The organism is Shewanella amazonensis SB2B (genome assembly GCF_000015245.1).
In the GTDB taxonomy this organism is placed as follows: Bacteria; Pseudomonadota; Gammaproteobacteria; order Enterobacterales; family Shewanellaceae; genus Shewanella; species Shewanella amazonensis.
In genome coordinates this window covers 3,953,875-3,977,649 of sequence record NC_008700.1, presented here as the reverse complement: position 1 = coordinate 3,977,649, position 23,775 = coordinate 3,953,875, and the positions used below count along the sequence as shown (strand labels likewise).

Sequence of the window (23,775 nt, the reverse complement as noted above, 5' to 3'; positions counted from 1 at the left end):
GGTTAACCGGATTTAATGACATTTCAAAGAGTAATGCCAATCCATCAACCTTTCGGAGACAAATATGCCACTACCGGTTACAGCCTTATATTTAAGTTTGTCCGCCCTCCTAATGCTGGTGTTTGCATGGGGGGTGGTCCGGCTGCGGCGCAGTGAAAAAATCGGTTTGGGGGCCGGGCACAGCAAGGCACTTGAAGTGGCGATTCGGGTGCATGGCAATTTTATGGAATATGCTCCCCTCGTGCTCCTTATGCTTGCCTGTGCTGAACTCAATGGATTATCGCCCCTGTATCTGCATTTATTAGGCGCAAGCTGGCTGATAGCCAGGGTGCTGCATGGCATTGGCCTGACTCAGGGCCGCGGCGGTTACCATGCCGGGCGCTTCCTTGGCACCCTTGGTACCTGGATACTGGTACTGGTGTTGGCACTGATAAACCTGGCGCAATGGGGCTTTGGCCCGGGGTGGTAATTTCGCCATAACATCCTACGAAAAAACTCGGTCTTTGGTTGTTTTTTAGTCACACTTAAGGGCGGAGTCCTGTTATACTCCGCGCCCTTGAAACGGCGTCATCCGGGGATGATGCCAGAGTGATTGAGTCGTCAGGTCAGTGTGATGCGTGTTGAAGCCACCCTTTTCAGTTATCCCAGATTCTGGGCCGAGTGCTACGGCACTGCCCCCTTCCTGCCCATGTCCCGGGCCGAGATGGACCAGCTTGGCTGGGACAGCTGTGACATCATCATAGTCACGGGCGATGCCTATGTGGACCATCCCAGCTTTGGGATGGCAGTGATTGGCAGGATGCTGGAGGCGCAGGGATTCCGCGTGGGCATTATTTCCCAGCCCGATTGGTCTAGCAAAGACGATTTTATGAAGCTGGGTAAGCCCAACCTCTTTTATGGGGTAACGGCAGGCAACATGGACTCGATGATCAACCGCTATACTGCCGACCGTAAACTGCGCCACGACGATGCCTATACCCCTGGCAACGTGGGTGGCAAGCGCCCCGACCGCGCAGTGACCGTATACACTCAACGCTGCAAAGAAGCCTTTAAAGACGTCCCTGTGGTGATTGGCGGTATTGAGGCCAGCCTGCGCCGTATCGCACATTACGACTATTGGTCTGATAAGGTGCGTCGCAGCGTGATATTCGACGCCAAGGCCGACATCCTGGTGTACGGCAATGCCGAGCGACCACTTGCCGAGATTGCTCACCGCCTCGCCGGCGGTGAAGCGGCATCCCAGCTGACCGACATTCGTGGCACTGCCATTATCAGCAAGACACCCATGCCCGGATGGCGTGGCATGGACTCGCGCAAAATAGATCAGCTGCATAAAATCGACCCCATACCCAACCCCTATGGTGCCGACGATGTGGGCTGTCAGAATTTATCCGGCCCCACCGATGCCAAGGTGTTTAACGATGAAACGGCACCGGATGGTGTCAACGTTGCCAAGCCCATCAGCATTCAGCCGCCCAAACCGCGTCCCTGGGAGCAGACCTATGTGCTTCTGCCCGCCTTCGAGCGGGTGAGCGAAGACAGATACCTGTACGCCCATGCCTCGCGTATTCTGCATCAGGAGCAAAACCCGGGTTGTGCCCGTGCCCTGTTCCAGCCACACGGCGATCGCGGTATTTGGGTGAATCCTCCGGCATGGCCCCTGTCTACCGAAGAGATGGATGCGGTGTTCGACCTGCCTTACCAGCGGGTGCCACACCCCGTGTATGGCAAGGAAAAAATCCCTGCCTACGACATGATTAAGACTTCCATCAATATCATGAGGGGTTGCTTTGGTGGCTGTTCATTCTGCTCTATTACTGAGCACGAAGGCCGTATTATCCAGAGCCGTTCGAAGGAATCTATCGTAAAAGAAATCAAGGATATCCAGGCAAAGGTGCCGGGGTTTACCGGGGTCATTTCCGATCTGGGTGGCCCCACAGCCAACATGTACCGTTTGGGCTGCAAGAGCGAGAAGGCTGAAAAGACCTGCCGCCGCCTGTCCTGTGTATTCCCCAGTATCTGTGGCCATTTGGATACCGACCATCAGCACACCATTGACCTATACCGCGCCGCCCGTGACGTGCCCGGTATCAAAAAGGTGCTGATTGCCTCCGGCGTGCGTTATGACCTTGCCATCGAAGACCCCCGTTATGTGAAGGAACTGGCCAAACACCACGTGGGCGGCTACCTCAAAATCGCGCCGGAACATACCGAAGAAGGCCCGCTGTCGAAGATGATGAAACCCGGCATGGGCACCTACGACAAGTTCAAGGAGCTGTTCGACAAGTACTCGAAAGAGGCGGGTAAGGAGCAGTATCTGATCCCTTACTTTATCTCGGCTCACCCGGGTACCACGGATGAAGACATGGTCAATCTGGCGCTGTGGCTCAAGGAGCGCAAGTTCAAGCTGGATCAGGTGCAGAACTTCTATCCGTCGCCCATGGCCAATGCCACTACCATCTATCACACAGAGCTGAACTCGCTGAAAAACGTCAAGCACAGCAGTGAAGAAGTGCCGGTACCGAAAAAGGGGCGTCAGCGCCGCCTGCACAAGGCACTGCTGCGTTACCACGACAGCGCTGGCTGGCCGCTTATCCGCGAAGCCCTGATTGCCATGGGTAAGGAACACCTGATTGGTACTGGAACCCAGCATCTGGTGCCGCCGGAAGGCCGCGCCGAGCAGTGGGCCGGTAAGGGCAACAGTGGTAAGGGTGGTAAGCCAAAGGCCGAGAAAGGCCAGCAGGCTTTTACCCGTTTCAGCGGTAATCAGTTTGACGACCGCAAGGGCGGCGAGAAAGGAAAGCCTCAGGGCAAGACTCAAGCCAAGGGTAAGACGCAGGGCGCTGCCAACGCCAATGGCAGTACTCCGGGGAAAACACAGGGCAAGTCTCAGGGTAAAGGCGGCAACAATGCCCGCCCCGGTGCCAAGCCAGTCTTTGGTAAACCTAATGCTGGTAAATCCAGTGCTGGTAAGTCCGGTGGCGGCAAGCCCAGTGGTGGCAGTTCGGCGCCCAAGGCGCGAAAGCCAGCATAATGCCCAATACAAACGCCGCGATTCAGCGGCGTTTTTTATCCCATACTTTCCCTGTGCTACACCAGACCCATGCCCTTGCTCACAAGGGCGCTGAGATACAGACCAAGCCCAAAGACGGCGTGAGTTATCAGGCTGTGTGCCCGGGTACCCCAGGGATTGGGGGCGCGTGACGCCGCCATCCCCATGCCCAGCACTGGTTGCAGCAAAAAGAAAGGTGCAGCAACAGTGACAAGGCCCAGTGCAACAGCAGGGCCCGCTGAAGGCTCGGTAAACCACTCTGCTCCGGCAAACGGCAGCAGCAGTCCGGCAAAAGTGATACCGATAGCGTAATGGGCGAGCCAGCCAACCAGGACCTCGCCTTGTTGTGACTCAGAGCTTGCTATTGGTCGATGAATAAAACGTCCTTTGGGTATCCACAGCAGCCAGCGGCCAACCATGGCGTAGTTCAGCGAAGGTACCCCAAATAGCCTGAGTCTGAGCCCTGCCCAGAGATCCATCATCAGGGTCGCACCCACGCCAATTATCAGTATCTGCAGCAAAAGTAGCATTCTTATCTTCCGTCCTTGTGGTTAAATAATCTGCAAGGTACAACTTCAAGTCAACTTGAGGTCAAGGGGATGTGATGGACATTTCGCAGGTAGCGAAGCAGTCGGGCGTGGCGGCTTCAAGGCTTAGATATTATGAGGAAAAGGGACTTATCCGCGCCATCGGCCGCGATGGCCTTAAGCGGGTGTTTTCGCCCGGCATTCTGGAGCGCTTGGCCCTGATTGCGTTGGGGCAGTCGGCGGGGTTCTCGCTGGACGAGATTGCCGGCATGCTCGGCCGTGATGGCAATCCGGAAATAGACAAAGCCAGGCTGGTGGAAAAGGCTGATGAACTGGATGGGCGCATCAAACGGCTTTGCGCCATGCGCGATGGCCTGAGGCATGCCGCCCAGTGCAGCGCCCCCAGTTATCTGGAATGCCCCAAGTTTCAGCGCCTGATGCAGCATGCTGCGAAAGCTGACAAAAAGCAGCGCCAGTCCGGGGCTGCCCGGCAGAACAAGCCCCCACGCTAACGCCAGCTTGTCTCACGACAGCGTTCGCAACCACGGCAGTCGTAGGCAAGCTGCTTAGAGCCAGTAGCGCGGATAGTGGCGTTTGGGGTTGGAGGACAGGTTGTTGATAACCAGCGCCACCAATAACAAGGCCAGCGAGCCGAGCAGTACCGGGGTAATGGCATACAGATAGCCGAGGCGTTGAACGCTGTCACCACCAATCACGGCAATCAGCGCCGCGGCGCCCGCCGGTGGGTGCATGGTGCGGGTCAGGTGCATCACGGCAATGGCAAGCGATACCGCCAGCGCCGAGGCGAGCACCGGGTTATCGCCCGCAAGCTGCCACACTGTCACCCCAATAAGGGCTGAAAACAGGTTGCCCAATATCAGATTGCGGGGCTGGGAAAAGTCCGCCATGGGCGCACCGTACACCAATACCGCCGAGGCGCCAAAGGAGCCAATCACAAACATGTGCCCGGGCTCCACCGGTCCCATCCATTGCCCCAGATTGGCTACCAGATAAATGCCGACAAAGGCACCGAGCCAGGACCAGAGGATTTTTTTCATCGGCGGGCGCGGTGGACAGGCCGCCTTGGGCTTCATACGGCGTAAATAAAACTTCATTGACTGGTGTATCTCCCGAGGCGGGTGGTTGGGTTGGAATTGGGCAACTGCTCAGCCTGCTTTGGCACTCTGTGCGGTTGCCAATATAAATACGGGCCGTCGATAGCGCCCACATACGGCAGCGCCACCTTGTCATTTCCTGCGGTGGGTGTATTTGACGCTCATCAAATCGAAAACCTGTGGGGCTGGCGAGTCCGGCTTTGAAGTGGGCGGGGCTCAGGCACACAGGGATCATTTGGGTTCTCGTATAGCGCTGTTAAGCCGTTATCTCGGCGCCAGCCGGTTGGCATTAATTGGGTGAGGTTAAATGTCATCGCCCTGGTAACCAGTGAGAAAAAACTCCACCTTCCCACAGTCCTGGCAGGCATACATATCGAGGGCTTCTTTGCTGACGAAAAGCTCTCCCAGCTCGCCCAGTACGCCCCAACGGCTGCCCTCATGGAAGTCCTTTCTGCCGACAAAACGCAGGGGAGTATGGCAACGTAAACAAGTGATTGCAGCCTTTGGTGCAGGCGCTTCGCCATCACGGGGAGTATTACACTGCCAGCAGATTTCAAAGGCGTCGTCTTCCACCTTGGTGTGGCAATGTTTGCAAATCCAGGACATCAGGTTTCTCCTAAACCATTCTGAATTGATTCCGTGTCTGACTGACACAGAGCGGGGTCCAGCTTATCGCTGTCGAGCGCAGGCATGATAGCGGCTTGCTGATGCCCCCACCAGATCAGGAGGACGCAGGCAACCGTTATGGTCAGGTAGAGTACAGGTTTGACATAGGCTTTGGCGCCTCGGACCACCAATGTGGGTTTATATACTTTCTCGCCCTCAGGGGGAAAGCGACCTTGCATCAGCCCCCGGATGGCCATCGGCACCAGAGTGAACAGCATGGGTAAAAGCGCCAGTACTGGAATACCCACAAAGATGAGCTGCCAGAAATAGTCGGCACCATTCAGGCCAGCAAGCTGATAGCAGTGGGGGCGATTGGCGAAGTCCTCGATAAATGGATTGAACCACAACCTCTGGCCCATAATCAGCAGCAATCCAAGCAGCGAATACAGGCACACCCGCGTCCATTTCTCCCGCTTGGTGTATTCCTGTGCGTATTCCATGGCGGTCCCTTGCGGTTAAATCACGACTTGTCATCCTCCAATAGCCGCGCCAGCTTTTCAAGCTTGGGGGCAATATAAACCTGGCAAAATGGCCTGTCTGGGTCGGTTTGATAATAGTTCTGGTATTCGGCCGGTGAGGCTTTAAAGCCTTCCAGCGGCAAAATCAGGGTGACGAGGGGTTGTAGGAATTCGTCCGCAAGCGTCGCCAGGATCTCAGTCAGCTGTTGCTGCTGGCTTTCATTGCAGGAGTAAAGCGCCGAACGGTATTTGCCTCGCAGGCTGTGGGCTTTGGTGGCGGAGTGAGTGTACAGGTGCACCCGAACCAGCTCCGTCAGACTGATTTGCTCTGGGTTAAAGTGAACCGTCACTGCCTCTGACCATTCATCAGCGGGCGGGTTAGAGCGTGCCCAGCCCTGCTCGACCTCAATTACCCCACTCAGGCGTTGAAACACAGCTTCGGTGCACCAATGGCAACCGCCGCCAAGGGTAATGCCAGCCAAGTTTGTTGCGCCATCGGCGGCGGAGTGTGGCAACTTTGTGGTGCGGCAACTGTGCATCATAGGCCTCTCCATTTGTTAATTAATAAGACCCGCCATAGCGGATTTCACTTTCCAGCAGGTGACGTTTCTGCTGGCCAGCGTTAGGTGAAAAGTGTTCGGCGACAAGCGTTCGCAGGGATGGGCGTGATGCTATTACCAGAGAGATGTAAACAGGGAGAGTAGAATGCGGGGTAGGTCGAAAGGCAGTGCAATACCACAAGGGCCGGCCCGCTTGTGGCGTTGCATCGCGTTTGCCTAACCGGCAGTTTGGCCAATTGCCGGAACGTCAGAGGGGGTTACTTAGGGCGGAGATATCAGTGTTTTGCTTCGTTGTGTGGCAGCACCGCGATGCGCTCGCGCGCTCCATCACCCGCCTTTTGACTGATGGGCTCTGGTGGTGCCAGCCTGTAGTCGAGTTGTACCTCAACCCCTTTGTTGGCCTTGGGTTCATATTGCCATTGGTTCAGCGCATCGATGGACACCTTATCAAACAGGCCTTCGGGCTCTGATTTAAAAATCACCACGTTGGATACAGTGCCCTTGGCATCGATATCAAACCTTGCCTGTACATAGCCTTCGATACCCTGTTTGGCGGCATCTACGGGGTACTTGGGCTCAATACGAACAACAGGTTTGCTGAGTTCGGCACTGTCGCCAGCCATGGCCGGAGCCTGGGCCCAGATCCCGAGGGCGGCAACCAGTGCCAGTGGTGTCAGCAGTGACGCGGCGCTGAAACCTTTGATTTGTTTGAGCTGTATGAGTCTTTGTTTCATGGTGTGTTTATCTCCATAGTGGTGTGAAAGCGGCTGCCAACTCCGGGCAACCGTGGCGGCATTGCCAATGAGCGCGCGGCCATAGGCAATGCGGTCGGCCTGGCTCAGCTCGATGGTGACATCGGCGTCGCAGGCCATTTCCTGATCCTGTCTGAAGCGGCGATACGCCAGCAGACACAGGGGGTTAAACCAGCACAGGCACACAAGCGCCAGCGCCAGTAAGTTGCAGTGCAGGTCGCCCCGGCGCCAATGGCTGAGCTCGTGGGCGAGGATAAGCTGCTGATCTTTATTGCTGAAACGCGCTTCAAAACCTTCGGGCAGCACAACAGTGGGGCGAAAGACCCCGAACACAAAGGGGCCCTCGGTTTCGGTGGAGGTGAGTAAACGCGCGCCTGTGCTCTTGGTGTCAGCGGCAGGTTTGGCGAGTCTGATGAGCTTCGTAAGGCGCAGTAAGCTTAAGCCGATAGCCGCGACTGCAATCAAGAGGCCTGTAATATAAGCCGCGCTCAGCCAATCGGTGTTGCTGGCGCCGTGGGAAAGCTCGCCCAGAGTGACTCTATAGGTTTCCATGGCACCGCCATTGGGTGGATTGATGCTCGGCACAAGCAGAGCCAGCAGCAGGACGGGCACACCCAGCCACAGACCGTATTGGAAACGGGCACCAAAACGCTCAAGTACCCAGGGGCGCAGCAACAGAAGCAGTGCCAGCAGCAGCGTCAGTGGCGGCGTGAGCCTGAGAACGAGCTCAATCATGCTTTTGCTCCTTTTCCCAGGCATCGATAAGTTGCTTCAGCTCGGCAACATCCTCTTCGGTGAGCTTGTTGCTGCCCGCAAAGCCAGCCACCAGTGGTGCCAACTTGCCGCCAAACACCCGCTCGATAAAGCTCTGGCTCTCCTTGCGTTGATAGGAATGTTCGGCGAGCTTTGGGAAGTACAGATACGCCCGGCCATCCTTTTCAAACCCCAATGCCCCCTTGTTCACCAAGCGGTTTATCAGGGTTTTGACCGTTTTCTCATGCCACTCTCCCTCGCGGTTAAGTGCCTCGACTATGTCATTGGCGCTGAGGGGGGCTTGCTGCCACAGCACCTTAAGCACTTCCAGTTCGGTGGGGCTGATGTCCTTTAATTCGGGTTGGGTCATGGCGCTGCCTGTTTAATCAATTACACGTGTAATACTATTAATATTACAGATGTAATCGCTATGGCAAGCATAATTTTTATGCGCCTGTGTTTTGCCAGGCTGTGGAAGCGGAATTGCCTGAAAAAGCGGCTTGGACCACAGGTTGATGGTGAATTTATTATTGATTTTCAGTAGGCTGTATTTTTCTACGCATTCAGGGAATGAAGATGCTGAAGCCACTCATGTATTGGTATGTACGAATCTTTGGACGAAAAACAGATCATGATCCTGCCCTCGGCTACGGCCGAATAGCCGAGTTTGAGGGGTGGCTTCGCAATCGGGATTGGCCGCAGTTTGAAACCACATTCGATGCCGTCAGTCGGGGCGAGCAGGAAGTGCTGATTGGCTATTTTGCCGTTCAGTCCGACGCCGAACGCTGGTTTGGACCCTGGCTTCGTGCCTCGTCCAGCCCGATCCCAGCCCTGTTTGAGGGGCGACGTTTACTCATTCGGGCCTGGAAAGAGCGCTCCGGCCTGACAATAGACTATCTGCCCCAAAGCGCGGTACGAAAATGGCAGCGCTGGGGGAATCAGGCCGTGAATGTGCTGCAGCACGCCAGGGATATCTCGCCCCGGGATATGCGGGTGCGACAAGAACTGTTGTGGGCCCAGGCCGCCACCGGGGATGCCTGGGTATTGGCCCAGGAGACCCTTGCCATGCTGTTTGAAAGTGAAACGGCAGATCTGCCGCTTGGCATGACTCTGATGCAAATTCTCAATGAAAAATGGTTTGGCGAGGATGAGTTAGACGAACAGGTGGCAAGGGCGCTGGCCGCCAGAAATCCCGCATACAACTCGCTGCTGGTCTCTGTATGGGTGGAGCGCTGGTTGAGTGCCATGCAGGAAGAAGTCCCATTCGCCGACCACTATTTTATGCAGGAGCATATTCTCGATGAGCTGCGCGCCTTGGCCATTACCGACACCTGCCTCTCCGGCGCTGACAAGTATCTCGCCAATATTGCGGTAAACTTCTATGCCTTTGCCTTTTTTAAAGGGCGCGAAAAAATGCTGGCCAGCAAATACCTGCTGCAGGTGAGGGACAAATACCTGCCAGAGCCCTGGCAATATGAAAGCTCGCCGCGAACGGCCATAAACAGTGCCAGGCGTTTTGCGAAATTGGGTAACTTAACGGGCTGACCCGGGAGCAAGCTTTGCGGTAAGCACATGGTCTTCCCATTGGCCGTTGATTTGAAGGTAGGCGCGGGCGAGGCCCTCTTTTTCAAAGCCGAGCCGCTTTAGCAGGGCGGCGGATCTGTGGTTGGATGGCATGTAGTTGGCCATCACCCGATGCAACGTAAGTTCTTCGAAGGCGTAGGCGAGAGCGGCTTCACACAGCCGGGTGGCATATCCCTTACCTTGCAGCGACTGGTCAATGCCATAGCCCAAATAACAGGCCTGAAAGGGGCCGCGCACCTGATTGCTGAGGGTTGCCATGCCGTAAATATGCGCCGGGTCGGCCAGTACCAGATAGCAGCAATTGCTCGTCTCAAGCAGCGATGCCCTGATGCGTGTCTGCCACTGGGCGGCGCTGTGGTAGTCCGCCTCCCGCAGCGGCTCCCAGGGCAAAAAGTGGGCACGATTACGGCCAAAGTAGTCTGCAACCGAGTTGGCATCCTTCTCGCGGATCAGCCGTACTGTGCAATTTTGGGCATCAAATTCAGCGGCTTTACTCTGGTGCTGGCTGAGGCACTGACTGAGGGTGACTGGCGGATTTGGCATGACGGCGTTCCGGTGGCGGGTAAAATTCAAGCATTCTTTAATCCCTGCGATGTTACACTCGGGTAACGCCATAGCCAAACGCATAAGGACTCTGAATGGGCAAGATGATGGTTGCAGCACTGACCAGATACCCACTGTTTTTGATGTTGGGTCTGGCTGCAGCAGCTGGTATCGGCTTGTTGGATGGCGAGCCCTGGCTGGCCGGAAACGGATTCTTGTTGCTGATGGGAGCATCGCTTGGGCTGGCAGGCGCCTTATTGTTGTTAACCGCAGCGGGCCTCTTCAGGCGCGTTGGTACCACGGTAGACCCAACCAAGTCGCCGGATGAGCTGGTTACCCATGGCATCTACGGGCTGACGCGTAACCCAATGTATCTTGGGATGTTATTGCTGCTGGTGGCCGAGGTGTGTTTGCTTGGGCGGCCACTGACGCTGCTGTCACCACTGTGTTTTTTTGTGCTGATGAACACCCAGCGTATTCCTGCCGAAGAAGCCATGGTGGAGGCACGTTTTGGTGCTGCCTTTACCGAGTATAAGGTCAGGGTCAGGCGCTGGTTGTAGTGTCACAGAGCCAGGTTGAATGTCTGGCAGGCGGAATTTGCGTTCATCCGCCGATGAATATTCCATGGCCTCGGATATACAGGCATTGCTGGAAGGAGGTTTCTCACCAACATGACTGAGCCAATCAAGTACGTCAAAGCCCCGGGCCGCATCCTGATAGTCGGCTTTGGCAGCATAGGTCAGGGACTGCTGCCGCTTATCCTGCGCCACATCGATATCACACCCCAAAAAATCTGCATCATTACCGCCGACGACAGAGGCCGCGAAGAGGCCGGGAAACTGGGTATTCGTTTTATCGAGATGCCCCTGACCCGCAAGAATTACCAGAGTGAACTCACACCGCTGGTGGGCAAGGATGACTTTTTGGTGAATCTGTCGGTGGACGTGTCCTCCATCGCCCTGGTTGAGTTTTGTCAGGCCCGTGGCGCCCGTTATCTGGATACCTGTATCGAGCCCTGGGCGGGCGGTTACACCGACCCCAGCAAGTCTTTTGCCGCCCGCTCCAACTATGCCCTGCGTGAGCGGGTGCTGGCGCTGAAAGACAAATACCGCGGCGGCCCCACTGCCGTGGTGGCTCAGGGGGCCAATCCGGGCATGGTGTCCCATCTGGTGAAACAGGCGCTGATGAACCTGCAGCAGGATATTCTCGGTACCCAGAGTGAACCCAAAAGCCGCGAGGAGTGGGCCAAACTCGCCCACGACCTCAACATCGAGGTCATTCACATCGCTGAGCGCGACACCCAGGTGGCCAATCAGGCCAAGGCCATGGATGAGTTTGTGAATACCTGGTCCTGCGATGGCTTTGTCAGCGAAGGCGCTCAGCCAGCCGAACTGGGTTGGGGTACCCACGAGAAACACTTCCCCCGTGATGCTGGTCGCCACGAGGAAGGCTGCGGCGCGGCCATTTACTTAAAATGCCCCGGCGCCACGGTCAAGGTGCGCACCTGGACCCCTAACTACGGTCATTTTCACGGCTTTTTGATCACCCATAACGAAGCCATCTCCATCGCCGATTTCTTTACCCTCAAGCAAGAGGGCAAGTTGGTGTATCGGCCCACCTGCCATTATGCCTACCACCCCTGCGACGATGCAGTGATGTCGCTGCATGAGTTCAACGGCAAAAACTTCCAGATGCAGTCGCGCCAGCGGCTGATGCGGGACGAGATTGTCAGCGGCATCGACGAGCTGGGGGTGCTGCTGGCAGGTCATAAGAAGAATGCCTACTGGTATGGCTCGCAGCTGTCTATTGATGAGGCGAGGGCCCTGGTTCCCTTTAATGGTGCCACCAGTCTGCAGGTCACCTCGGCGGCGCTGGCGGGCATTGTCTGGGCGCTGGAAAACCCCAATGCCGGGGTGGTGGAGTCGGACGAGATGGATTATCGCCGCAATCTTGAGATCATGGCGCCTTATCTTGGTCCTGTGGTGGGGGAGTACACCGACTGGACACCGCTCTATCAGCGTGGCGAACTGTTTCCGGAAGATGTGGATGACGACTACGCCTGGCAATTCAAAAACGTGCGGGTGTAGCGCCTAAAAAACAAAAAGCACCACGGGAAATCCCCGTGGCGAGAGGATATGACCAAACCGCAGCGCCGGTGGAAGTGGAGGTCGGCGCTGATACCCGGGGCTTCATGGCGAAGGCCCCGGACGTGGCGGTCATCAAGGCGTGTGTCACGCCGCTTTTTGTGGAGCGTAATCAGAAAAAGTAGTTAATGCCCACCGCAAACTGGTTGTCTTCCAGCGCTTCCAGCGACTTGTCGTCCATGTCGGAGAAGTCGAGTTTGGCTTCGAAAAACATCACAGTATCCAGGCTGTATCTGTAGTGCAGCCCCACCATGGCGAAGCGGCGGGTCCAGTTACCGGTGATGGGGGTACTCTCATCTGTGTCCAAATCGAGATACGTCAGCACTGCCATGGGCACAAAGCCGTTATCGGCCTGCCATGCCAGCATCAGCTCGGCGCCGGTGGCATCGTACAAATCGCCATTTACCTGCTCGTTGTTTTCACTCTTGTGGGCATTGAAACCCAGGTAAAGACCGTCGGCCTTGCGCTCATCGGCATAATGGTAGTAACTGCCGTACATGGCGCCTATGCCGATGATTTGATTGGCTTCATCGATTTCGCTGGAGCCAATATGGCCTTTAATGTCACCGCGATTCATGCCCGCCAGCAGGCTGAATTTATCGGTCACCGCCCAGGTCACGGAGGCGCCGTAGCTGTTGTCAAAACTCAGCTCGGCATCGTCAATCTGATTGCCGTCGCTGTCGGTCACGCTGATATCGCCGTTGTTTTTGGCGGCGTATTGCAACGCGATGGAGACGGGGCCAAAGCTGTTGCGGTACAAAAAGGCGCTGTCGGCGCGGCCGGTGCCGGTCAGGCCGCCATCACCAAAGCCGTAGGCGCCCACGCTGTAACCGGCAAACACGTTGGGCAGGTCGGTGGTGCCGGCCACATCATAGTAAGCGCCCCACTGCTTGCCGAAAGTCAGGCTGCCGTAATTGTCATGGGACAGACCCACATAACCCAGGCGGTTATTGAGGAAGTCACCGCTCTTTTCCGCATTCAGCTTGCCGCCCTGCATGACCAAATCTTCGTTGCCTGAAACGATATTCACGCCCCATTCGGTCACCGCATAGGCACGCCAGCCGTTGCGCTCTTCCCGCTCGAAGGTAAAGCGCAGCTGCGACAGGTTGTCGTTCACCGCAGTTTCGTCGCCATCGTAGAGGGCGTTAAAACCGAGCCAGCCGGTGAGGCCGAGGCTGTTTTTGTTGTCGTTGTATAGCTCCATGGCATTGACGGACGAGGCGCCAATAAGCAGTGGCAGTAAGAGTGCCAATTGTGATTTTTTCATGATTCCACCTTTGAATTTCTTTGTTGTGGCCTCGCCACAAGACGAGGCCTTATGTGTGTTGTGTTCAGGCCTGTTGCAGGCGCAGTTCGTTTTTCTTGGAGATCACGCCATACAGGGTCCAGCCGAAGAAGGTGGCAATGGAGCCCAGCATCACGGCGGTCTCGCCCGAGCTGTACAGGGCATAGAAGCTGTAGAGCGCGCCCATTACTGCCATGCAGTTGGCGATGCGGGCCTTGCTGACCGGGATCTTCATCTGCTTTTGCATCACGCCGAGGGCGGCCATAGACAGGATGTAAGGGATGATGTTGGTCACCACTGCCAGGTTTACCAGGGCTTCAAATTGCTTGTTCAGCGAGGGGCTGATGGTCATCAGGCTTAGCACAGACTGGATTGAAACTATCGCCAGCATGCCCAGCACGGGGGCGTCGGCCTTGGTCACCTTGGAGAAGAGTTTGGGGAAGAAGCCTTCGTCAGCAGAGGCCTTGAACACCTGTGCAATGGTGAACTGCCAGCCCAGCAGCGAGCCGGTACAGCTGATGATGGCGCAGGCCATGACGATGGCACCAATGGTGGGGTTGAACATCTGGGCAAAGGCCAGACCGAAAGGCGCGTTGGACAGCGCCAGCTCACCGTTTGGCACAATACCGGCAATCACGTTGGTGGACACGATATAAATCAGTGCCGCGCCCAGGGTGCCGCCCATAACCGCGATAGGAACGTTCTTCTCTGGGTTTTCAACCGCTTCTGAGTTGGCACAGGCAGATTCCAGGCCCAGGAAGGCCCACAGGGTCATGGCGATGGAGCCGCCCAGCGCTTCGAAGAAGGGCAGATCGTGTGGATTCCAGGCTGACTTGTAGAGGTCAAAGTCAAACCAGAACCAACCGATAAGCGACACCCCAATCACCGGCAGAATGATGCCCCACACAGTGATGCTGGACACCTGACCCGTGATGCGGGCACCCCCAAAGTTGGCGACCGTGGCGAGCCACAGTACACCTATGGTGGCCAGACAGGTGGCGATGGGGCTCAGCTCCACGTCAAAGAGCACGGCACCATAGCCCACCGCCGAGATGGCAATGGCCACGTTGGCAATCAGCAACGACACCGCATAGGTGTAGTTGGCCATAAAGTTACCGCTGCGGCCGAAGGCGTATTCGGCGTAGCCGCCCATGCCGCCGGACTTTTTACTGAACATGCCGCACTTGGCAAAAGCGAAGGCCAGCGCCGTTGAGCCTGCGGCCGTAACCAGCCAGGACAATATCGAAATGGTCCCCACCTGTGCCAGCTGGGTCGGCAGCATGATGATACCTGAGCCCATCATGTTAACTATGGTGAGAATGGTGAGTTGAACCACGCCTATCTTGTTGTTTGATTTACTCATAATAGTGTCTCGATTCGTTATGGTTTTAGGGGGCGGCGTACCCTTGCCGCCCCGCGTTGATCAGCGTTTGAGGACGTAACCCATAGCCTGAACCCGGCCATTATCGGCGCGCTCCAGGTACACACCCTGCAGTTCGGGGGCGAAGCCCGGCAGCAGGTTGATGCCTTCTTCGAGGGCCAGGAAATAGCGCTGCACCGCGCCGCCCCAGACTTCCCCCGGCACCATACAGAGCACGCCGGGTGGATAAGGCAGGGCGCCTTCGGCCGCGATCTGGCCTTCGATTTCACTGAGGGGCACCAGCTCGGCCTTGCCGCGCACAAAGGCGATATTGGCGTCCTGTGGATTCATCACCGCCTTGGGAAAATGGGCAGCACGGAACATCTCTTTTTGCAGCTGTTTCACGTTACGGCTGACATAGAGGTCGTGCATTTCCTGACACAGGCGACGGATGCTGTAGCCTTCATAACGCTCGCGATTGGTGCGATAGACGTTGGGCAGCACTTCACTTAAAGGTGCATCTTCGTCAATCAGCTTCTCGAAGCGGGCAATCTGGGTCACCAGATGCTGCATCTTGGCCATGTCCTCGGCGGGGGTCATGAGGAACAGGATGGAGTTAAGGTCGCACTTCTCCGGTATGATGTTGTTTTCACGAAGGAAGTTTGCAAGGATGGTGGCCGGGATACCGAAGTCTTCGTACTCGCCGGTTTCGGCGTTGATGCCGGGGGTGGTGAGCAGGAACTTACAGGGGTCGACAAAATACTGGCCCTTCTCGTAGCCATCGAACGCGTGCCATTTAAGGCCCGGTTCGAACTCGAAGAAGCGCAGATCGTCGGCCATTCGCTCGGTATCAAAGCTCTGCCAGGGCTCGCCTTCCACTGTGGTGGGGATAAAGGGCTTGATGTACTTGCACTTTTTAAGCAGCAACTTGCGGGCTTCGATACCGGCCTTCACTGCCTCGCGCCACAGGTAACGGCCGCTGGCGCCTTCGTGCATCTTGGCGTTCACATCCAGTGCTGCAAACAGCGGATAGAAGGGGCTGGTGGAGGCGTGCATCATAAAGGCGTTGTTAAAGCGTTTATGGTTGCAGTAGCGTTCCTGTCCCTTGATATGGCTGTCTTTTTTGTGGATTTGTGAGGTTTGCGAAAACCCGGCCTGCTGTTTGTGCACCGACTGGGTGACGATAATACCCGGGTCTTCGGCGCCGAGTTCCAGCAGCAGCGGCGAGCAGTCTTTCATCATGGGGATGAATTGCTCGTAGCCTACCCAGGCAGAGTCAAACAGGATGTAGTCACACAGGTGGCCAATGCGGTCCACCACCTGACGGGCGTTGTATATGGTGCCGTCATAGGTGCCAAGCTGGATGATGGCAAGGCGGAATGGGCGCGCTGCCTGTACCCGCTCAGGGGCAACCTTACCGATTTCGTCCCGCAGGTAAGCTTCATCAAAGCAGTGGGAGTCTATACCACCGATAAAACCGAAGGGGTTGCGGGCCGTTTCCAGATACACGGGAGTGGCACCGGCCTGAATGAGGGCGCCGTGGTGGTTGGATTTGTGGTTGTTGCGGTCAAACAGTACCAGATCGCCGGGGGCGAGCAGGGCGTTACACACCACCTTGTTGGAGGCGGAAGTGCCGTTCAGTACAAAGTAGGTTTTGTCGGCGTTATACACCTTGGCCGCATAGGCTTGGGCATCGTGGGGTGCGCCTTCGTGTATGAGCAGGTCACCCAGCTTCACGTCGGCATTGCACATGTCCGAGCGGAACACAGTTTCGCCGAAGAAATCAAAGAACTGACGGCCAACGGGGTGTTTACGGAAGAACTGACCACCCTGGTGCCCCGGACAGGCAAAGGTGGAGTTACCCATTTCAACGTACTTTTTCAGGGTACCGAAGAAGGGGGGCAGCAGGGATTCCTGATAGCGACGCACCGCGGTTTCGACCTGTTTGCCATAAAAGTCAGTTTTGGCATTACAGAGTTCGAATACCCCGGTGATGGTATCGCAAAAATCATCGGGGAAAGCTTCTTCACAGCATACAGAAACAAATATCGGTAAATTCAAACCGGTATTTTTAATTTTGTCGACAATGCCGTTATTTACATCAGTAACAGAAACAACGGCGGCACCCACATCGCAAAAGTCAGTGGTTAATACGTTGACGACTTCCCGTTTGGTATCAAAACAGGCGCGAACAGATAAACTGGCGGCAATTTTTAACGAATTCATAATTAACCTGATTAATTTTGGTTAGCCGGACCCCTGTCAATATTTATTAAATCGACATGGTAAATTCCGGGCAGCCGAACGGGTGCTGACAAATAAGGGCTGCGAATTAATGAAAAGACGCAGTTATCCCCTGACAGAGTCAGTCCAAGGCTGGCAGATAAATTGTATTTTTATGCGATAGACTCTCGGGCGACAGATAGCCCAAGGCGTCCGGCGAAGGCAGGATTAAAGCAGGAAGAAGAATGAATAGTCGAAGTAGTCGCGTTGCTCAGGCATCATGATATGCCTCGTTCGGCGAATATGCGCCATGATCTTTGATTTCTTTCTCATATACAACTCCATTACGAACAGCAAGAAACCATTGAAAGAAAATGCCTCATTTGGCGAGGTGATTTTATCTGTGTCGACATAAAGATAATTTGAAGTGAATCATAAAAAACAAAGTCTTTTACTAAATGTAACTCCATGTAATCTGTGTGATTTTATTTATTAATTTATTCTTGGTTAATTAAATTCGTACTCATTTATTATTTTATAATTCGACAATATGCATTTAAATTTTATTTGTTCGCATTTATCTGACTGGTTATATGGTTGAAGTGAATAATCACGTAGCGCACTGATGTTGCCTCGCTGACAGAGGCACGCTTTTGACGTACAGTGACATGAATGAAGTCGCAGCAAGGGAGGCTTGGCCGTGAACGACACTCAGTACAGCGACACAGGTTTTTGGCAAAAGGTGAAGGACTTTGCCAGGCAGGCGGGCCGTGAGGTGATAGAGAAAGCACTGTGGCTTTATTATGCCGCCCAGCGCCCCGAGACCCCCACCTGGGCCAAAACCATCATCTATGGTGCTCTGGGTTACTTTATTACCCCGTTGGACGCCATTCCGGATCTCACCCCTTTGATGGGGTTCTCCGATGATCTCGGGGCGCTGGCCGCGGCGCTGACCATGGTGGCCGTCTATATTGACGATGGCACCCGCGCCAGAGCGGCCGAAAAACTGGAGGCTTGGTTTGGCACCGATAATAAACCAACTAAATGATTGTAAAGGATTTATCAGGCGTTCTTTTCGGGTCAAAAAATATTCTGTTGACCCTATTCCAGTTTTACCAAACCGGGGCTATATTGTGCCCACGCTGCGCCCTGCAGCCCTGTCGAGATCATCAATGAACGCTTTTGCTCCTTCCGTGTTCACTGCACCTTTCTGCTGCTAGGTGTGTCCCATGCGAAAACAACAACTTGAATTTACCTACATGCGGGCCATCGCCATTCTGTGGATTGTGGCCGGGCACAGTATTTACAACTCGGGCGCCGGTTTTCCTCTACCGCTGGAAAATCTGGTACGGGGCGGCACCGCCTTGTTTGTGTTTATCTCGGGCTACTTTTATCACCGGATTTTCCACCCGCGCATGGTGTACAAAGAATTTATGGTCAGCAAGCTGCGCAACGTGTTGCTGCCATTTTTATGGGTGTCACTGGTGGGCCTTGTCATGCTCGCAGCCCAGTGGAGCCTGATGTACGGCAGACCCTTGTCTGAGGTTGCCAAGGGCATCTATTACACGGTGCGCAATGGCTATGTGCTTTATCCCCATTGGTACATTCCCTTTATTATGGCGGTGTTTGCCATCTCGCCGGTGTTTTCGGCCTATATCCGCATGAGCGCAGCCGCGCGCTGGACATTGCTGGCGCTGAGCTGTGTGATAGCTCTGCTGATCCACCGCCCCATCGGCAACATCAACGTGCTGCATTCTGTGGTGTATTTCACCCCCTTCTACCTGATGGGGATTTTGTATTCGGCCCATGAAGAGTGGCTCAAAGAAAGAGCTGTGCCGCTGCTGTGGCTGGCGCTGCTGGGCACCCTTGTAAGCCTGTATATGCAAACCTATGTCCAGGGCCATGTGGGCAACTATCATAAAGAGGCCCTCAGTTGGGGCGGGGTAGACTGGCAGTTTGTGCAAAAGTTTAGTCTGGTGATCCTCGCTGTTGGGCTGTGTCTGTGGTTGTCCCAAAGATCGCTCTCCGAGCGCACCCAAAAGAGTCTCAATGCGCTGGCCGAGATGAGTTTTGCCATTTTCTTTATCCATCCGCTGTTTTCTATCCTTTTTGGCGTGATCACAGGATTGCTGCGGTTCAAGCTGGCCCCCGGCAACATGTGGACCAGTCTGGGCCTGTCGATGGGGATTTTTGTGTTTTTGCTGGTGGGCAGCGTACTCACCGCCAGGGCCATCAAGGCAAAACTGGGCGATCGCTCCCGCAGTTACATAGGCTGGTAAGATTCAGACTCAATTCACCCTGACTTGCTAGGCTGCTGTCTTTTGGGTTGGGGTGAATTACATGAAAAAGACACTGATTTTGATGGCGTCACTGGCCGTCAGCGCCAGCGCCGTCGCCGGGGATAAACCGACCGCAACGGACTTTTTCGACAGGCTCGGCGCCCTGTGCGGCAAGGCATTCGAAGGTAAGGTGGCCAAAGGGAACGAGGCCGACTCTGCGTTTGCCAACCAGCGTTTGGTCATGCATGTGCGTGAGTGCTCCGAGAGTCAAATCAAGGTGCCATTCCATGTGGGTGACGACAGTTCCCGCACCTGGGTTATCAGCAAAACCGATACCGGGCTCAGGCTTAAACACGACCATCGCCATCAGGATGGCAGTGAAGACAAGGTCACCCAATACGGCGGTGACACCCGGGATGAAGGCAGCCGCGAGTGGCAATCCTTTCCGGTGGATGCCTATTCCATTGCCAACTTCCAGGAAAATGGGCTGGACAAGTCAGTGACCAACGTCTGGCATCTGGGATTGACCGGGGAGGTTTTCAGTTATCGCCTCACCCGTGAAAACCGAGACTTTCTGGTGGAGTTTGACTTAACCCAGCCAGTCGCTACACCCAAAGCCCCCTGGGGCCATGACTAACGCGCTTATAACTGACGCGGTTATGCACAACAGGCATTAATGAAAAAGGCGACCCAAGGGTCGCCTTTTTACTCTGAGTATTTTTACCGGCTACTTGCCTTCGAAGGTGAACGACTGGCCCGCCAGGGCGGCTTCAAACATCAATCCACCCTTGGCTGCGGTAAATACAGTCATGCCATTGATATAGGCTGCGGTGGCATTTTGGGCGCCGCCTGCCTGACCTGCACCGGCCGAGTTACCCGTGGTGCCTGCCTGGGCATTGGCACCCACGTTGATGGCCACGGCGGACGCCTGACCACTGAACTCAAAGCTGCCGCTGGTAAAGTCGCGAAAGGCCTTTTCATCTTTAAAGAAAATAATCTCGCTGTAGGCCTGGCCCCCCAGTTGGAAGCCAATGGAAACCTGGGTCATGCTGGAGTCGCCCACATAGGCACCCTGTCGATAAACCCGGCCCTTGCCGTAGGCGGCGCCGATACCTATACCCCCCTTGCCTATGGTGGGGAACAGGGCATAGCCGTAGGCATTATTGAAAAACTTGTGGGTTTCACTGGCTTGCTTAAAGGTGGCAAGTGCATCCTGATATTTGACGTCATCCTCGGCGGCGAAGGCTTGTCCAATACCGAGCAGCATCAGAGTAGCAAGCAACAAATGCTTGAATGATTTCATGGAACTCTCCTTTTCGGGTGAGGGGGTGACTGACACCAGCATAGGCATGGAGCAGAAAAAGTGAATAGCATTCAGTAAAAAAGCGCCCCGAAAGGCGCTTTTTCTGTTTTGGTGTCAGCCGGGGTTCAGGAAAACGGCCCTGAACGATGCGTTGCACGACTGATATATCAGGGCTCGATGCCCAGCACATAATAGTTAAACCACTTCAAATCCCACTCCATCTTGGCCTTGCGGTGCTGATACTTGGACAGACCATGACCTTCGCCGGGATAGACCACCAGTTCTACAGGGACGCCCAGATAGTTGTGCAGCGCGCGGTAAAGACCCTGGGCATGGCCCAGCGGTACCCGCGCATCCTTCTCACCTATGTGGATAAGGGTTGGCGTTTTTATTTTGTCTGCGTGGGTCAGGGACGAGCCATGGGTGTAGGCATCGGGCTTTTCCCAGGGCAGGCCTTCCATAAAGTTGACCACGTGGCCCGGGGTGTCTTCCAGCATCCACTGCAGACGCTGATCGAACACTCCGGCGCCTGAGCTTGCGGCCTTGAAGCGGTCAGTGGTGCTGATGAGCGCGTTGGTGAGGTAGCCACCATTGGACCAGCCCATCACCGCCAACTTGTCGCCGTCCACAATGCCATCGGCAATCAGCTTATCGACGCCCGAGAGTATGTCTTTGACTTCGATGTCGTGTTCGCGCCCAACCAGATCGGTAAGGAACTTATCGCCGTAGCCGGTGGAACCGCGGTAGTTGGGTGACAACAGCGCCCAACCCTGGGCCGGGAAGCTGGCGCGGCCGTAGCTGCGGTGTTGCAGCGAGTATGGTGTGGCGGCGGTAGGGCCTCCGTGGATTTGCACCACCAAAGGCAGCTTGCCCTTGGACTTGTCCCAGCCGTAGGGCAGTTCCAGTATGCCTTCGACGTCGCTGCCATCGGGTGCCTGCCACTTATAGATGCTGATCTGTGGCAGCTGCCAGTCGGCACTCTGGGGGTTGATGTCTGTCAGGCGGTTTGCCGAGGCCCGCTTGCTATTGGCGTCGGCCACGAACAGATCGGTGAAATGATCCAAACCATTGTGGCTGAATGCCACCTGGCTGCCACGGCTGTTGAAGCTGTAGCTGCCAATTACTGTATCCCCTTCAATCAGGGTTCGGGTATCGTCCTGCTGCAAGCCATCGATTTCGGTACACTGCAATTTGACTCTGGCGGCATCGGCTACCCGGTAACAGATTTCATCGCTGCCCGGACGCCACTGGATATCGGCCCCATTGAGGGTAACTTTGCCGCTGCGGCTCAGCTCCATTTGGCCTTTGCCATCGGTGTCGACCACAAACAAGCGACCGGGGTGGCCATCAAAATCAATACGAAATGCCAGGCGTTTGCTGTCGCCATGCCAGGCCAGCCCCTCGAGCCAGCCATAGGGCGATGCTGCCTGCTGGCGCCAGGCGCTGTCTTCCAGTACCCGGTTTTGCTTATTGGCGGTATCGAACACTTCCACCTGCGACCAGCCTTCGAGATAGACCAGTTCGTTGTCTTCGGTGGTGATGCGGGCGATGTGGTTGCCATCGGGGCTGACACTGAAATCCCACACCACCTTGTCATCGTCCAGCACAAGCTCCTGGCGGAAGTTGACCAGATCCAACTTGTACAGCGGATTGGTGTCGCGCTTGCCGTGGCCATACTGAGGCGCGCTGTGGCCTGAACGCATGCCGGCCCAGCGGTCTTTGTCCTTGGTGTCTTTGTGGGTGAGGAAATACAGGCTGGCACCGTTGGGAGCCAACTCAAAGGCGGACACACCTTCGGCTTCCCGGGTCATGGGCACGGCTTCGCCGCCGGTGACGGGAATACGGAACACCTGTGCCTTGCCATTGAAAGGGGCCTTGGCATCGTTACGTTTTTCCTTACCGATAAAGTAGATGAACTGGCCGTCCGGGCTCCACACTGGGCTGGACTCGCTCTCGTCGGTGAAGGTCAGGCGTGTTGGCTGGCGGCTCTTGATATCGATTTGCCACAGGTCGTTCTGGCTCTTATCCAGCTCTTTGTTCCAACGGCCTTCGAGCCAGAGAGCGTGGTTGCCATTGGGGCTCAGCTTCACTGTGCCCATGTTGGCGATGTCGAAAAAGTCATCCAGGGTAATCTGGTGGCTTGGCGCGGCCATGGCCGCCGGTGCAGCCAACAAACTGGCTAAAAATAGGCGTGGGTAAAGCGGTGACATCTGGATCCCCCCGATTGCTGAAAGTGCTTTTACCTTATCGGGTTGAATACAAAATCACCATGAAAAACTTACTTTTTCTCCTCACGAAGCAAGTCTTGCAGGTAGTTGAGTTCATCGGCACTCAGCAGTTGGCTACTGGATTTCTGGGTGACGTTTGGCGGAAGGCTGAGTTGGCCGCGAAGGTAGGCCGCGCGAGTAATTTGGTGCAGGCCGTAAAACGCCAGCAGGTAGAGGCTCAGCAGTAAAATCATTCTTGGCAGCATCAGCATCAGGGACGTGACACCATCTCCGAAATAAATGGGGATCAGGGTCAGCACTACTCTGAGGAGCCAGTTGAACATCAGCGCCAGGCACAGGGTCATCAGCCAGCGAAAACGGAGGTCCTGCAGGCTTTGTTCATGGGCGCGGGCGCTGCGACTGGAATGAGAGAGCAATAATCTGAAAATCAGCATGAAGTAGCAGCAGGTTTGGAAAAACAGCAGCAGGGTTAACACGGCGGCGAGTGGGCTGTAGTCAGCGAGGGAGACTTTGTCCGTACCGCTTGAGATCATCAGGCCGGGGCGCAGCAGTTGGTCTGTGGCTACACCAATGGCAATCAGGGGCGCAGGCAAATAGTGATACCAGAATCGGCCGCAGTGCTTGCCAAGCGCCTGGCGACAGTACTGGTACAGGAGCGGCATCAACAAAAAGTAGCCCGGAATAAACAGGCTATAAATGAGCGGCATGGGTAACGACACTGTGTCGCGGGTGAGCAGACCGCTGAAGAAGGTCAGGGACAGCAGCGAAAAAATCCCGGCGAGCAACCTGTGATTACCGCTGTTTGAGCGATAGAGATAGCGCAGATAGATTCCCAGACCCAGGCAATGGAGGGCGCCAAGCAGCGATAGCCACTTAAAGGTTTGCTCCAGAAACTCCATCATGTGGGTACACTCGTGTGATTAAAAAAGCGACTCTTCGACGT

The 23,775-nt window shown here is 55.5% G+C and carries 25 protein-coding genes; 10 read left to right on the top strand and 15 right to left on the bottom strand.

Annotated features, from left to right (window positions below):
• Window positions 1-64: 64 nt before the first annotated feature.
• Window positions 65-469: an MAPEG family protein gene (locus SAMA_RS17440; RefSeq protein ID WP_011761457.1), complete on the top strand. Its 405-nt coding sequence runs from the start codon at window positions 65-67 to the stop codon at window positions 467-469.
• 144 nt (window positions 470-613) lie between these two features.
• Window positions 614-3,034, top strand: coding sequence for a YgiQ family radical SAM protein (locus SAMA_RS17435; RefSeq protein WP_011761456.1), 2,421 nt, complete (start codon window positions 614-616; stop codon window positions 3,032-3,034).
• Between the two features lie 56 nt (window positions 3,035-3,090).
• On the opposite strand, the gene SAMA_RS17430 is transcribed toward SAMA_RS17435, so the two are convergent.
• The gene (locus tag SAMA_RS17430; RefSeq protein WP_011761455.1) at window positions 3,091-3,582 is read right to left on the bottom strand and encodes a DUF2938 domain-containing protein; all 492 of its coding nucleotides are present in this window, start codon (window positions 3,580-3,582) and stop codon (window positions 3,091-3,093) included.
• Window positions 3,583-3,656: 74 nt separating this feature from the next.
• Between SAMA_RS17430 and SAMA_RS17425 the strand changes: the two genes are divergently transcribed.
• The gene (locus tag SAMA_RS17425) at window positions 3,657-4,091 is read left to right on the top strand and encodes a helix-turn-helix domain-containing protein (RefSeq protein ID WP_011761454.1); all 435 of its coding nucleotides are present in this window, start codon (window positions 3,657-3,659) and stop codon (window positions 4,089-4,091) included.
• Window positions 4,092-4,145: 54 nt separating this feature from the next.
• Here the strand turns inward: SAMA_RS17425 and SAMA_RS17420 are convergent, their stop codons facing one another.
• The 6 genes from SAMA_RS17420 to SAMA_RS17395 form a co-directional block, all read right to left on the bottom strand.
• Complete coding sequence (locus tag SAMA_RS17420; RefSeq protein ID WP_011761453.1) at window positions 4,146-4,694, bottom strand: HPP family protein; 549 nt, start codon at window positions 4,692-4,694, stop codon at window positions 4,146-4,148.
• 303 nt (window positions 4,695-4,997) lie between these two features.
• Window positions 4,998-5,300, bottom strand: coding sequence for a hypothetical protein (locus tag SAMA_RS17415; RefSeq protein ID WP_011761452.1), 303 nt, complete (start codon window positions 5,298-5,300; stop codon window positions 4,998-5,000).
• Window positions 5,300-5,800, bottom strand: a complete 501-nt coding sequence (locus tag SAMA_RS17410) for a hypothetical protein (RefSeq protein WP_011761451.1) — start codon at window positions 5,798-5,800, stop codon at window positions 5,300-5,302. The genes SAMA_RS17415 and SAMA_RS17410 overlap by 1 nt, the downstream gene beginning before the upstream one ends.
• 20 nt (window positions 5,801-5,820) lie before the next feature.
• Complete coding sequence (locus SAMA_RS17405; protein WP_011761450.1) at window positions 5,821-6,360, bottom strand: peptide-methionine (S)-S-oxide reductase; 540 nt, start codon at window positions 6,358-6,360, stop codon at window positions 5,821-5,823.
• A gap of 293 nt (window positions 6,361-6,653) precedes the next feature.
• A complete protein-coding gene (locus SAMA_RS17400) occupies window positions 6,654-7,865 on the bottom strand; it encodes a M56 family metallopeptidase (protein ID WP_011761449.1) in 1,212 nt (403 codons plus the stop codon).
• The gene (locus SAMA_RS17395) at window positions 7,858-8,253 is read right to left on the bottom strand and encodes a BlaI/MecI/CopY family transcriptional regulator (protein WP_011761448.1); all 396 of its coding nucleotides are present in this window, start codon (window positions 8,251-8,253) and stop codon (window positions 7,858-7,860) included. Before SAMA_RS17395 ends, SAMA_RS17400 begins: the two co-directional genes overlap by 8 nt.
• Before the next feature lie 206 nt (window positions 8,254-8,459).
• Here SAMA_RS17395 and SAMA_RS17390 point away from each other — a divergent pair, with 206 nt between their 5' ends.
• Window positions 8,460-9,428 carry a hypothetical protein gene (locus SAMA_RS17390; protein ID WP_011761447.1) on the top strand — a complete coding sequence of 323 codons (969 nt, stop codon included), beginning with the start codon at window positions 8,460-8,462 and terminating at the stop codon, window positions 9,426-9,428.
• Here SAMA_RS17390 and SAMA_RS17385 read toward each other — a convergent pair.
• On the bottom strand, window positions 9,417-10,010 hold the full coding sequence (locus SAMA_RS17385; protein WP_011761446.1) for a GNAT family N-acetyltransferase: 594 nt from the start codon (window positions 10,008-10,010) through the stop codon (window positions 9,417-9,419). The two genes, SAMA_RS17390 and SAMA_RS17385, sit on opposite strands and share 12 nt — an antisense overlap.
• Before the next feature lie 95 nt (window positions 10,011-10,105).
• Between SAMA_RS17385 and SAMA_RS17380 the strand changes: the two genes are divergently transcribed.
• The 3 genes from SAMA_RS17380 to SAMA_RS19650 all read left to right on the top strand — a co-directional run bounded on the left by SAMA_RS17380 (window position 10,106) and on the right by SAMA_RS19650 (window position 12,279).
• Window positions 10,106-10,570: a methyltransferase family protein gene (locus SAMA_RS17380; RefSeq protein WP_011761445.1), complete on the top strand. Its 465-nt coding sequence runs from the start codon at window positions 10,106-10,108 to the stop codon at window positions 10,568-10,570.
• A 111-nt stretch (window positions 10,571-10,681) separates the two neighbouring features.
• The gene (locus SAMA_RS17375; RefSeq protein ID WP_011761444.1) at window positions 10,682-12,097 is read left to right on the top strand and encodes a homospermidine synthase; all 1,416 of its coding nucleotides are present in this window, start codon (window positions 10,682-10,684) and stop codon (window positions 12,095-12,097) included.
• A gap of 35 nt (window positions 12,098-12,132) precedes the next feature.
• Window positions 12,133-12,279: a hypothetical protein gene (locus SAMA_RS19650; protein ID WP_157608363.1), complete on the top strand. Its 147-nt coding sequence runs from the start codon at window positions 12,133-12,135 to the stop codon at window positions 12,277-12,279.
• Here the strand turns inward: SAMA_RS19650 and SAMA_RS17370 are convergent.
• The 4 genes from SAMA_RS17370 to speFL all read right to left on the bottom strand — a co-directional run bounded on the left by SAMA_RS17370 (window position 12,267) and on the right by speFL (window position 17,355).
• Window positions 12,267-13,421 carry a porin gene (locus SAMA_RS17370; protein WP_011761443.1) on the bottom strand — a complete coding sequence of 385 codons (1,155 nt, stop codon included), beginning with the start codon at window positions 13,419-13,421 and terminating at the stop codon, window positions 12,267-12,269. The two genes, SAMA_RS19650 and SAMA_RS17370, sit on opposite strands and share 13 nt — an antisense overlap.
• Before the next feature lie 64 nt (window positions 13,422-13,485).
• Window positions 13,486-14,802 carry a putrescine-ornithine antiporter gene (potE, locus tag SAMA_RS17365; protein ID WP_011761442.1) on the bottom strand — a complete coding sequence of 439 codons (1,317 nt, stop codon included), beginning with the start codon at window positions 14,800-14,802 and terminating at the stop codon, window positions 13,486-13,488.
• 60 nt (window positions 14,803-14,862) lie between these two features.
• On the bottom strand, window positions 14,863-17,025 hold the full coding sequence (gene speF, locus SAMA_RS17360; protein ID WP_011761441.1) for an ornithine decarboxylase SpeF: 2,163 nt from the start codon (window positions 17,023-17,025) through the stop codon (window positions 14,863-14,865).
• Between the two features lie 225 nt (window positions 17,026-17,250).
• Entirely contained in the window at window positions 17,251-17,355 is a 105-nt protein-coding gene (speFL, locus tag SAMA_RS19475; protein ID WP_011761440.1) for a leader peptide SpeFL, read from the bottom strand.
• 367 nt (window positions 17,356-17,722) lie between these two features.
• Here speFL and SAMA_RS17355 point away from each other — a divergent pair, with 367 nt between their 5' ends.
• The 3 genes from SAMA_RS17355 to SAMA_RS17345 all read left to right on the top strand — a co-directional run bounded on the left by SAMA_RS17355 (window position 17,723) and on the right by SAMA_RS17345 (window position 19,938).
• Window positions 17,723-18,070, top strand: coding sequence for a YkvA family protein (locus SAMA_RS17355; RefSeq protein ID WP_011761439.1), 348 nt, complete (start codon window positions 17,723-17,725; stop codon window positions 18,068-18,070).
• A 181-nt stretch (window positions 18,071-18,251) separates the two neighbouring features.
• Window positions 18,252-19,301, top strand: a complete 1,050-nt coding sequence (locus SAMA_RS17350; protein WP_011761438.1) for an acyltransferase family protein — start codon at window positions 18,252-18,254, stop codon at window positions 19,299-19,301.
• A gap of 61 nt (window positions 19,302-19,362) precedes the next feature.
• On the top strand, window positions 19,363-19,938 hold the full coding sequence (locus SAMA_RS17345; protein ID WP_011761437.1) for a hypothetical protein: 576 nt from the start codon (window positions 19,363-19,365) through the stop codon (window positions 19,936-19,938).
• A gap of 90 nt (window positions 19,939-20,028) precedes the next feature.
• Here SAMA_RS17345 and SAMA_RS17340 read toward each other — a convergent pair whose 3' ends face one another.
• The 3 genes from SAMA_RS17340 to SAMA_RS17330 all read right to left on the bottom strand — a co-directional run bounded on the left by SAMA_RS17340 (window position 20,029) and on the right by SAMA_RS17330 (window position 23,734).
• Window positions 20,029-20,604 carry a YSC84-related protein gene (locus tag SAMA_RS17340; RefSeq protein ID WP_011761436.1) on the bottom strand — a complete coding sequence of 192 codons (576 nt, stop codon included), beginning with the start codon at window positions 20,602-20,604 and terminating at the stop codon, window positions 20,029-20,031.
• A 167-nt stretch (window positions 20,605-20,771) separates the two neighbouring features.
• Window positions 20,772-22,814 carry an alpha/beta hydrolase family protein gene (locus tag SAMA_RS17335; protein ID WP_011761435.1) on the bottom strand — a complete coding sequence of 681 codons (2,043 nt, stop codon included), beginning with the start codon at window positions 22,812-22,814 and terminating at the stop codon, window positions 20,772-20,774.
• Window positions 22,815-22,882: 68 nt separating this feature from the next.
• Window positions 22,883-23,734, bottom strand: coding sequence for a hypothetical protein (locus tag SAMA_RS17330; protein WP_011761434.1), 852 nt, complete (start codon window positions 23,732-23,734; stop codon window positions 22,883-22,885).
• Window positions 23,735-23,775: the final 41 nt, after the last annotated feature.

What these genes read in the sequence shown, in the direction of transcription:
- SAMA_RS17380 (WP_011761445.1), top strand. Translation starts at nt 10,106, where the DNA reads ATGGGCAAGATGATGGTTGCAGCACTGACCAGATACCCACTGTTTTTG.
- SAMA_RS17375 (WP_011761444.1), top strand. Translation starts at nt 10,682, where the DNA reads ATGACTGAGCCAATCAAGTACGTCAAAGCCCCGGGCCGCATCCTGATA.
- SAMA_RS17400 (WP_011761449.1), bottom strand. Translation starts at nt 7,865, where the DNA reads ATGATTGAGCTCGTTCTCAGGCTCACGCCGCCACTGACGCTGCTGCTG.
- SAMA_RS17330 (WP_011761434.1), bottom strand. Translation starts at nt 23,734, where the DNA reads ATGATGGAGTTTCTGGAGCAAACCTTTAAGTGGCTATCGCTGCTTGGC.
- SAMA_RS17385 (WP_011761446.1), bottom strand. Translation starts at nt 10,010, where the DNA reads ATGCCAAATCCGCCAGTCACCCTCAGTCAGTGCCTCAGCCAGCACCAG.
- SAMA_RS17435 (WP_011761456.1), top strand. Translation starts at nt 614, where the DNA reads ATGCGTGTTGAAGCCACCCTTTTCAGTTATCCCAGATTCTGGGCCGAG.
- SAMA_RS17340 (WP_011761436.1), bottom strand. Translation starts at nt 20,604, where the DNA reads ATGAAATCATTCAAGCATTTGTTGCTTGCTACTCTGATGCTGCTCGGT.
- SAMA_RS17420 (WP_011761453.1), bottom strand. Translation starts at nt 4,694, where the DNA reads ATGAAGTTTTATTTACGCCGTATGAAGCCCAAGGCGGCCTGTCCACCG.
- speFL (WP_011761440.1), bottom strand. Translation starts at nt 17,355, where the DNA reads ATGAGAAAGAAATCAAAGATCATGGCGCATATTCGCCGAACGAGGCAT.
- SAMA_RS17440 (WP_011761457.1), top strand. Translation starts at nt 65, where the DNA reads ATGCCACTACCGGTTACAGCCTTATATTTAAGTTTGTCCGCCCTCCTA.
- SAMA_RS17395 (WP_011761448.1), bottom strand. Translation starts at nt 8,253, where the DNA reads ATGACCCAACCCGAATTAAAGGACATCAGCCCCACCGAACTGGAAGTG.
- SAMA_RS17390 (WP_011761447.1), top strand. Translation starts at nt 8,460, where the DNA reads ATGCTGAAGCCACTCATGTATTGGTATGTACGAATCTTTGGACGAAAA.
- SAMA_RS17410 (WP_011761451.1), bottom strand. Translation starts at nt 5,800, where the DNA reads ATGGAATACGCACAGGAATACACCAAGCGGGAGAAATGGACGCGGGTG.
- SAMA_RS17350 (WP_011761438.1), top strand. Translation starts at nt 18,252, where the DNA reads ATGCGAAAACAACAACTTGAATTTACCTACATGCGGGCCATCGCCATT.
- SAMA_RS17425 (WP_011761454.1), top strand. Translation starts at nt 3,657, where the DNA reads ATGGACATTTCGCAGGTAGCGAAGCAGTCGGGCGTGGCGGCTTCAAGG.
- potE (WP_011761442.1), bottom strand. Translation starts at nt 14,802, where the DNA reads ATGAGTAAATCAAACAACAAGATAGGCGTGGTTCAACTCACCATTCTC.
- SAMA_RS17370 (WP_011761443.1), bottom strand. Translation starts at nt 13,421, where the DNA reads ATGAAAAAATCACAATTGGCACTCTTACTGCCACTGCTTATTGGCGCC.
- speF (WP_011761441.1), bottom strand. Translation starts at nt 17,025, where the DNA reads ATGAATTCGTTAAAAATTGCCGCCAGTTTATCTGTTCGCGCCTGTTTT.
- SAMA_RS17415 (WP_011761452.1), bottom strand. Translation starts at nt 5,300, where the DNA reads ATGTCCTGGATTTGCAAACATTGCCACACCAAGGTGGAAGACGACGCC.
- SAMA_RS17405 (WP_011761450.1), bottom strand. Translation starts at nt 6,360, where the DNA reads ATGATGCACAGTTGCCGCACCACAAAGTTGCCACACTCCGCCGCCGAT.
- SAMA_RS17335 (WP_011761435.1), bottom strand. Translation starts at nt 22,814, where the DNA reads ATGTCACCGCTTTACCCACGCCTATTTTTAGCCAGTTTGTTGGCTGCA.
- SAMA_RS17345 (WP_011761437.1), top strand. Translation starts at nt 19,363, where the DNA reads ATGAAAAAGACACTGATTTTGATGGCGTCACTGGCCGTCAGCGCCAGC.
- SAMA_RS17430 (WP_011761455.1), bottom strand. Translation starts at nt 3,582, where the DNA reads ATGCTACTTTTGCTGCAGATACTGATAATTGGCGTGGGTGCGACCCTG.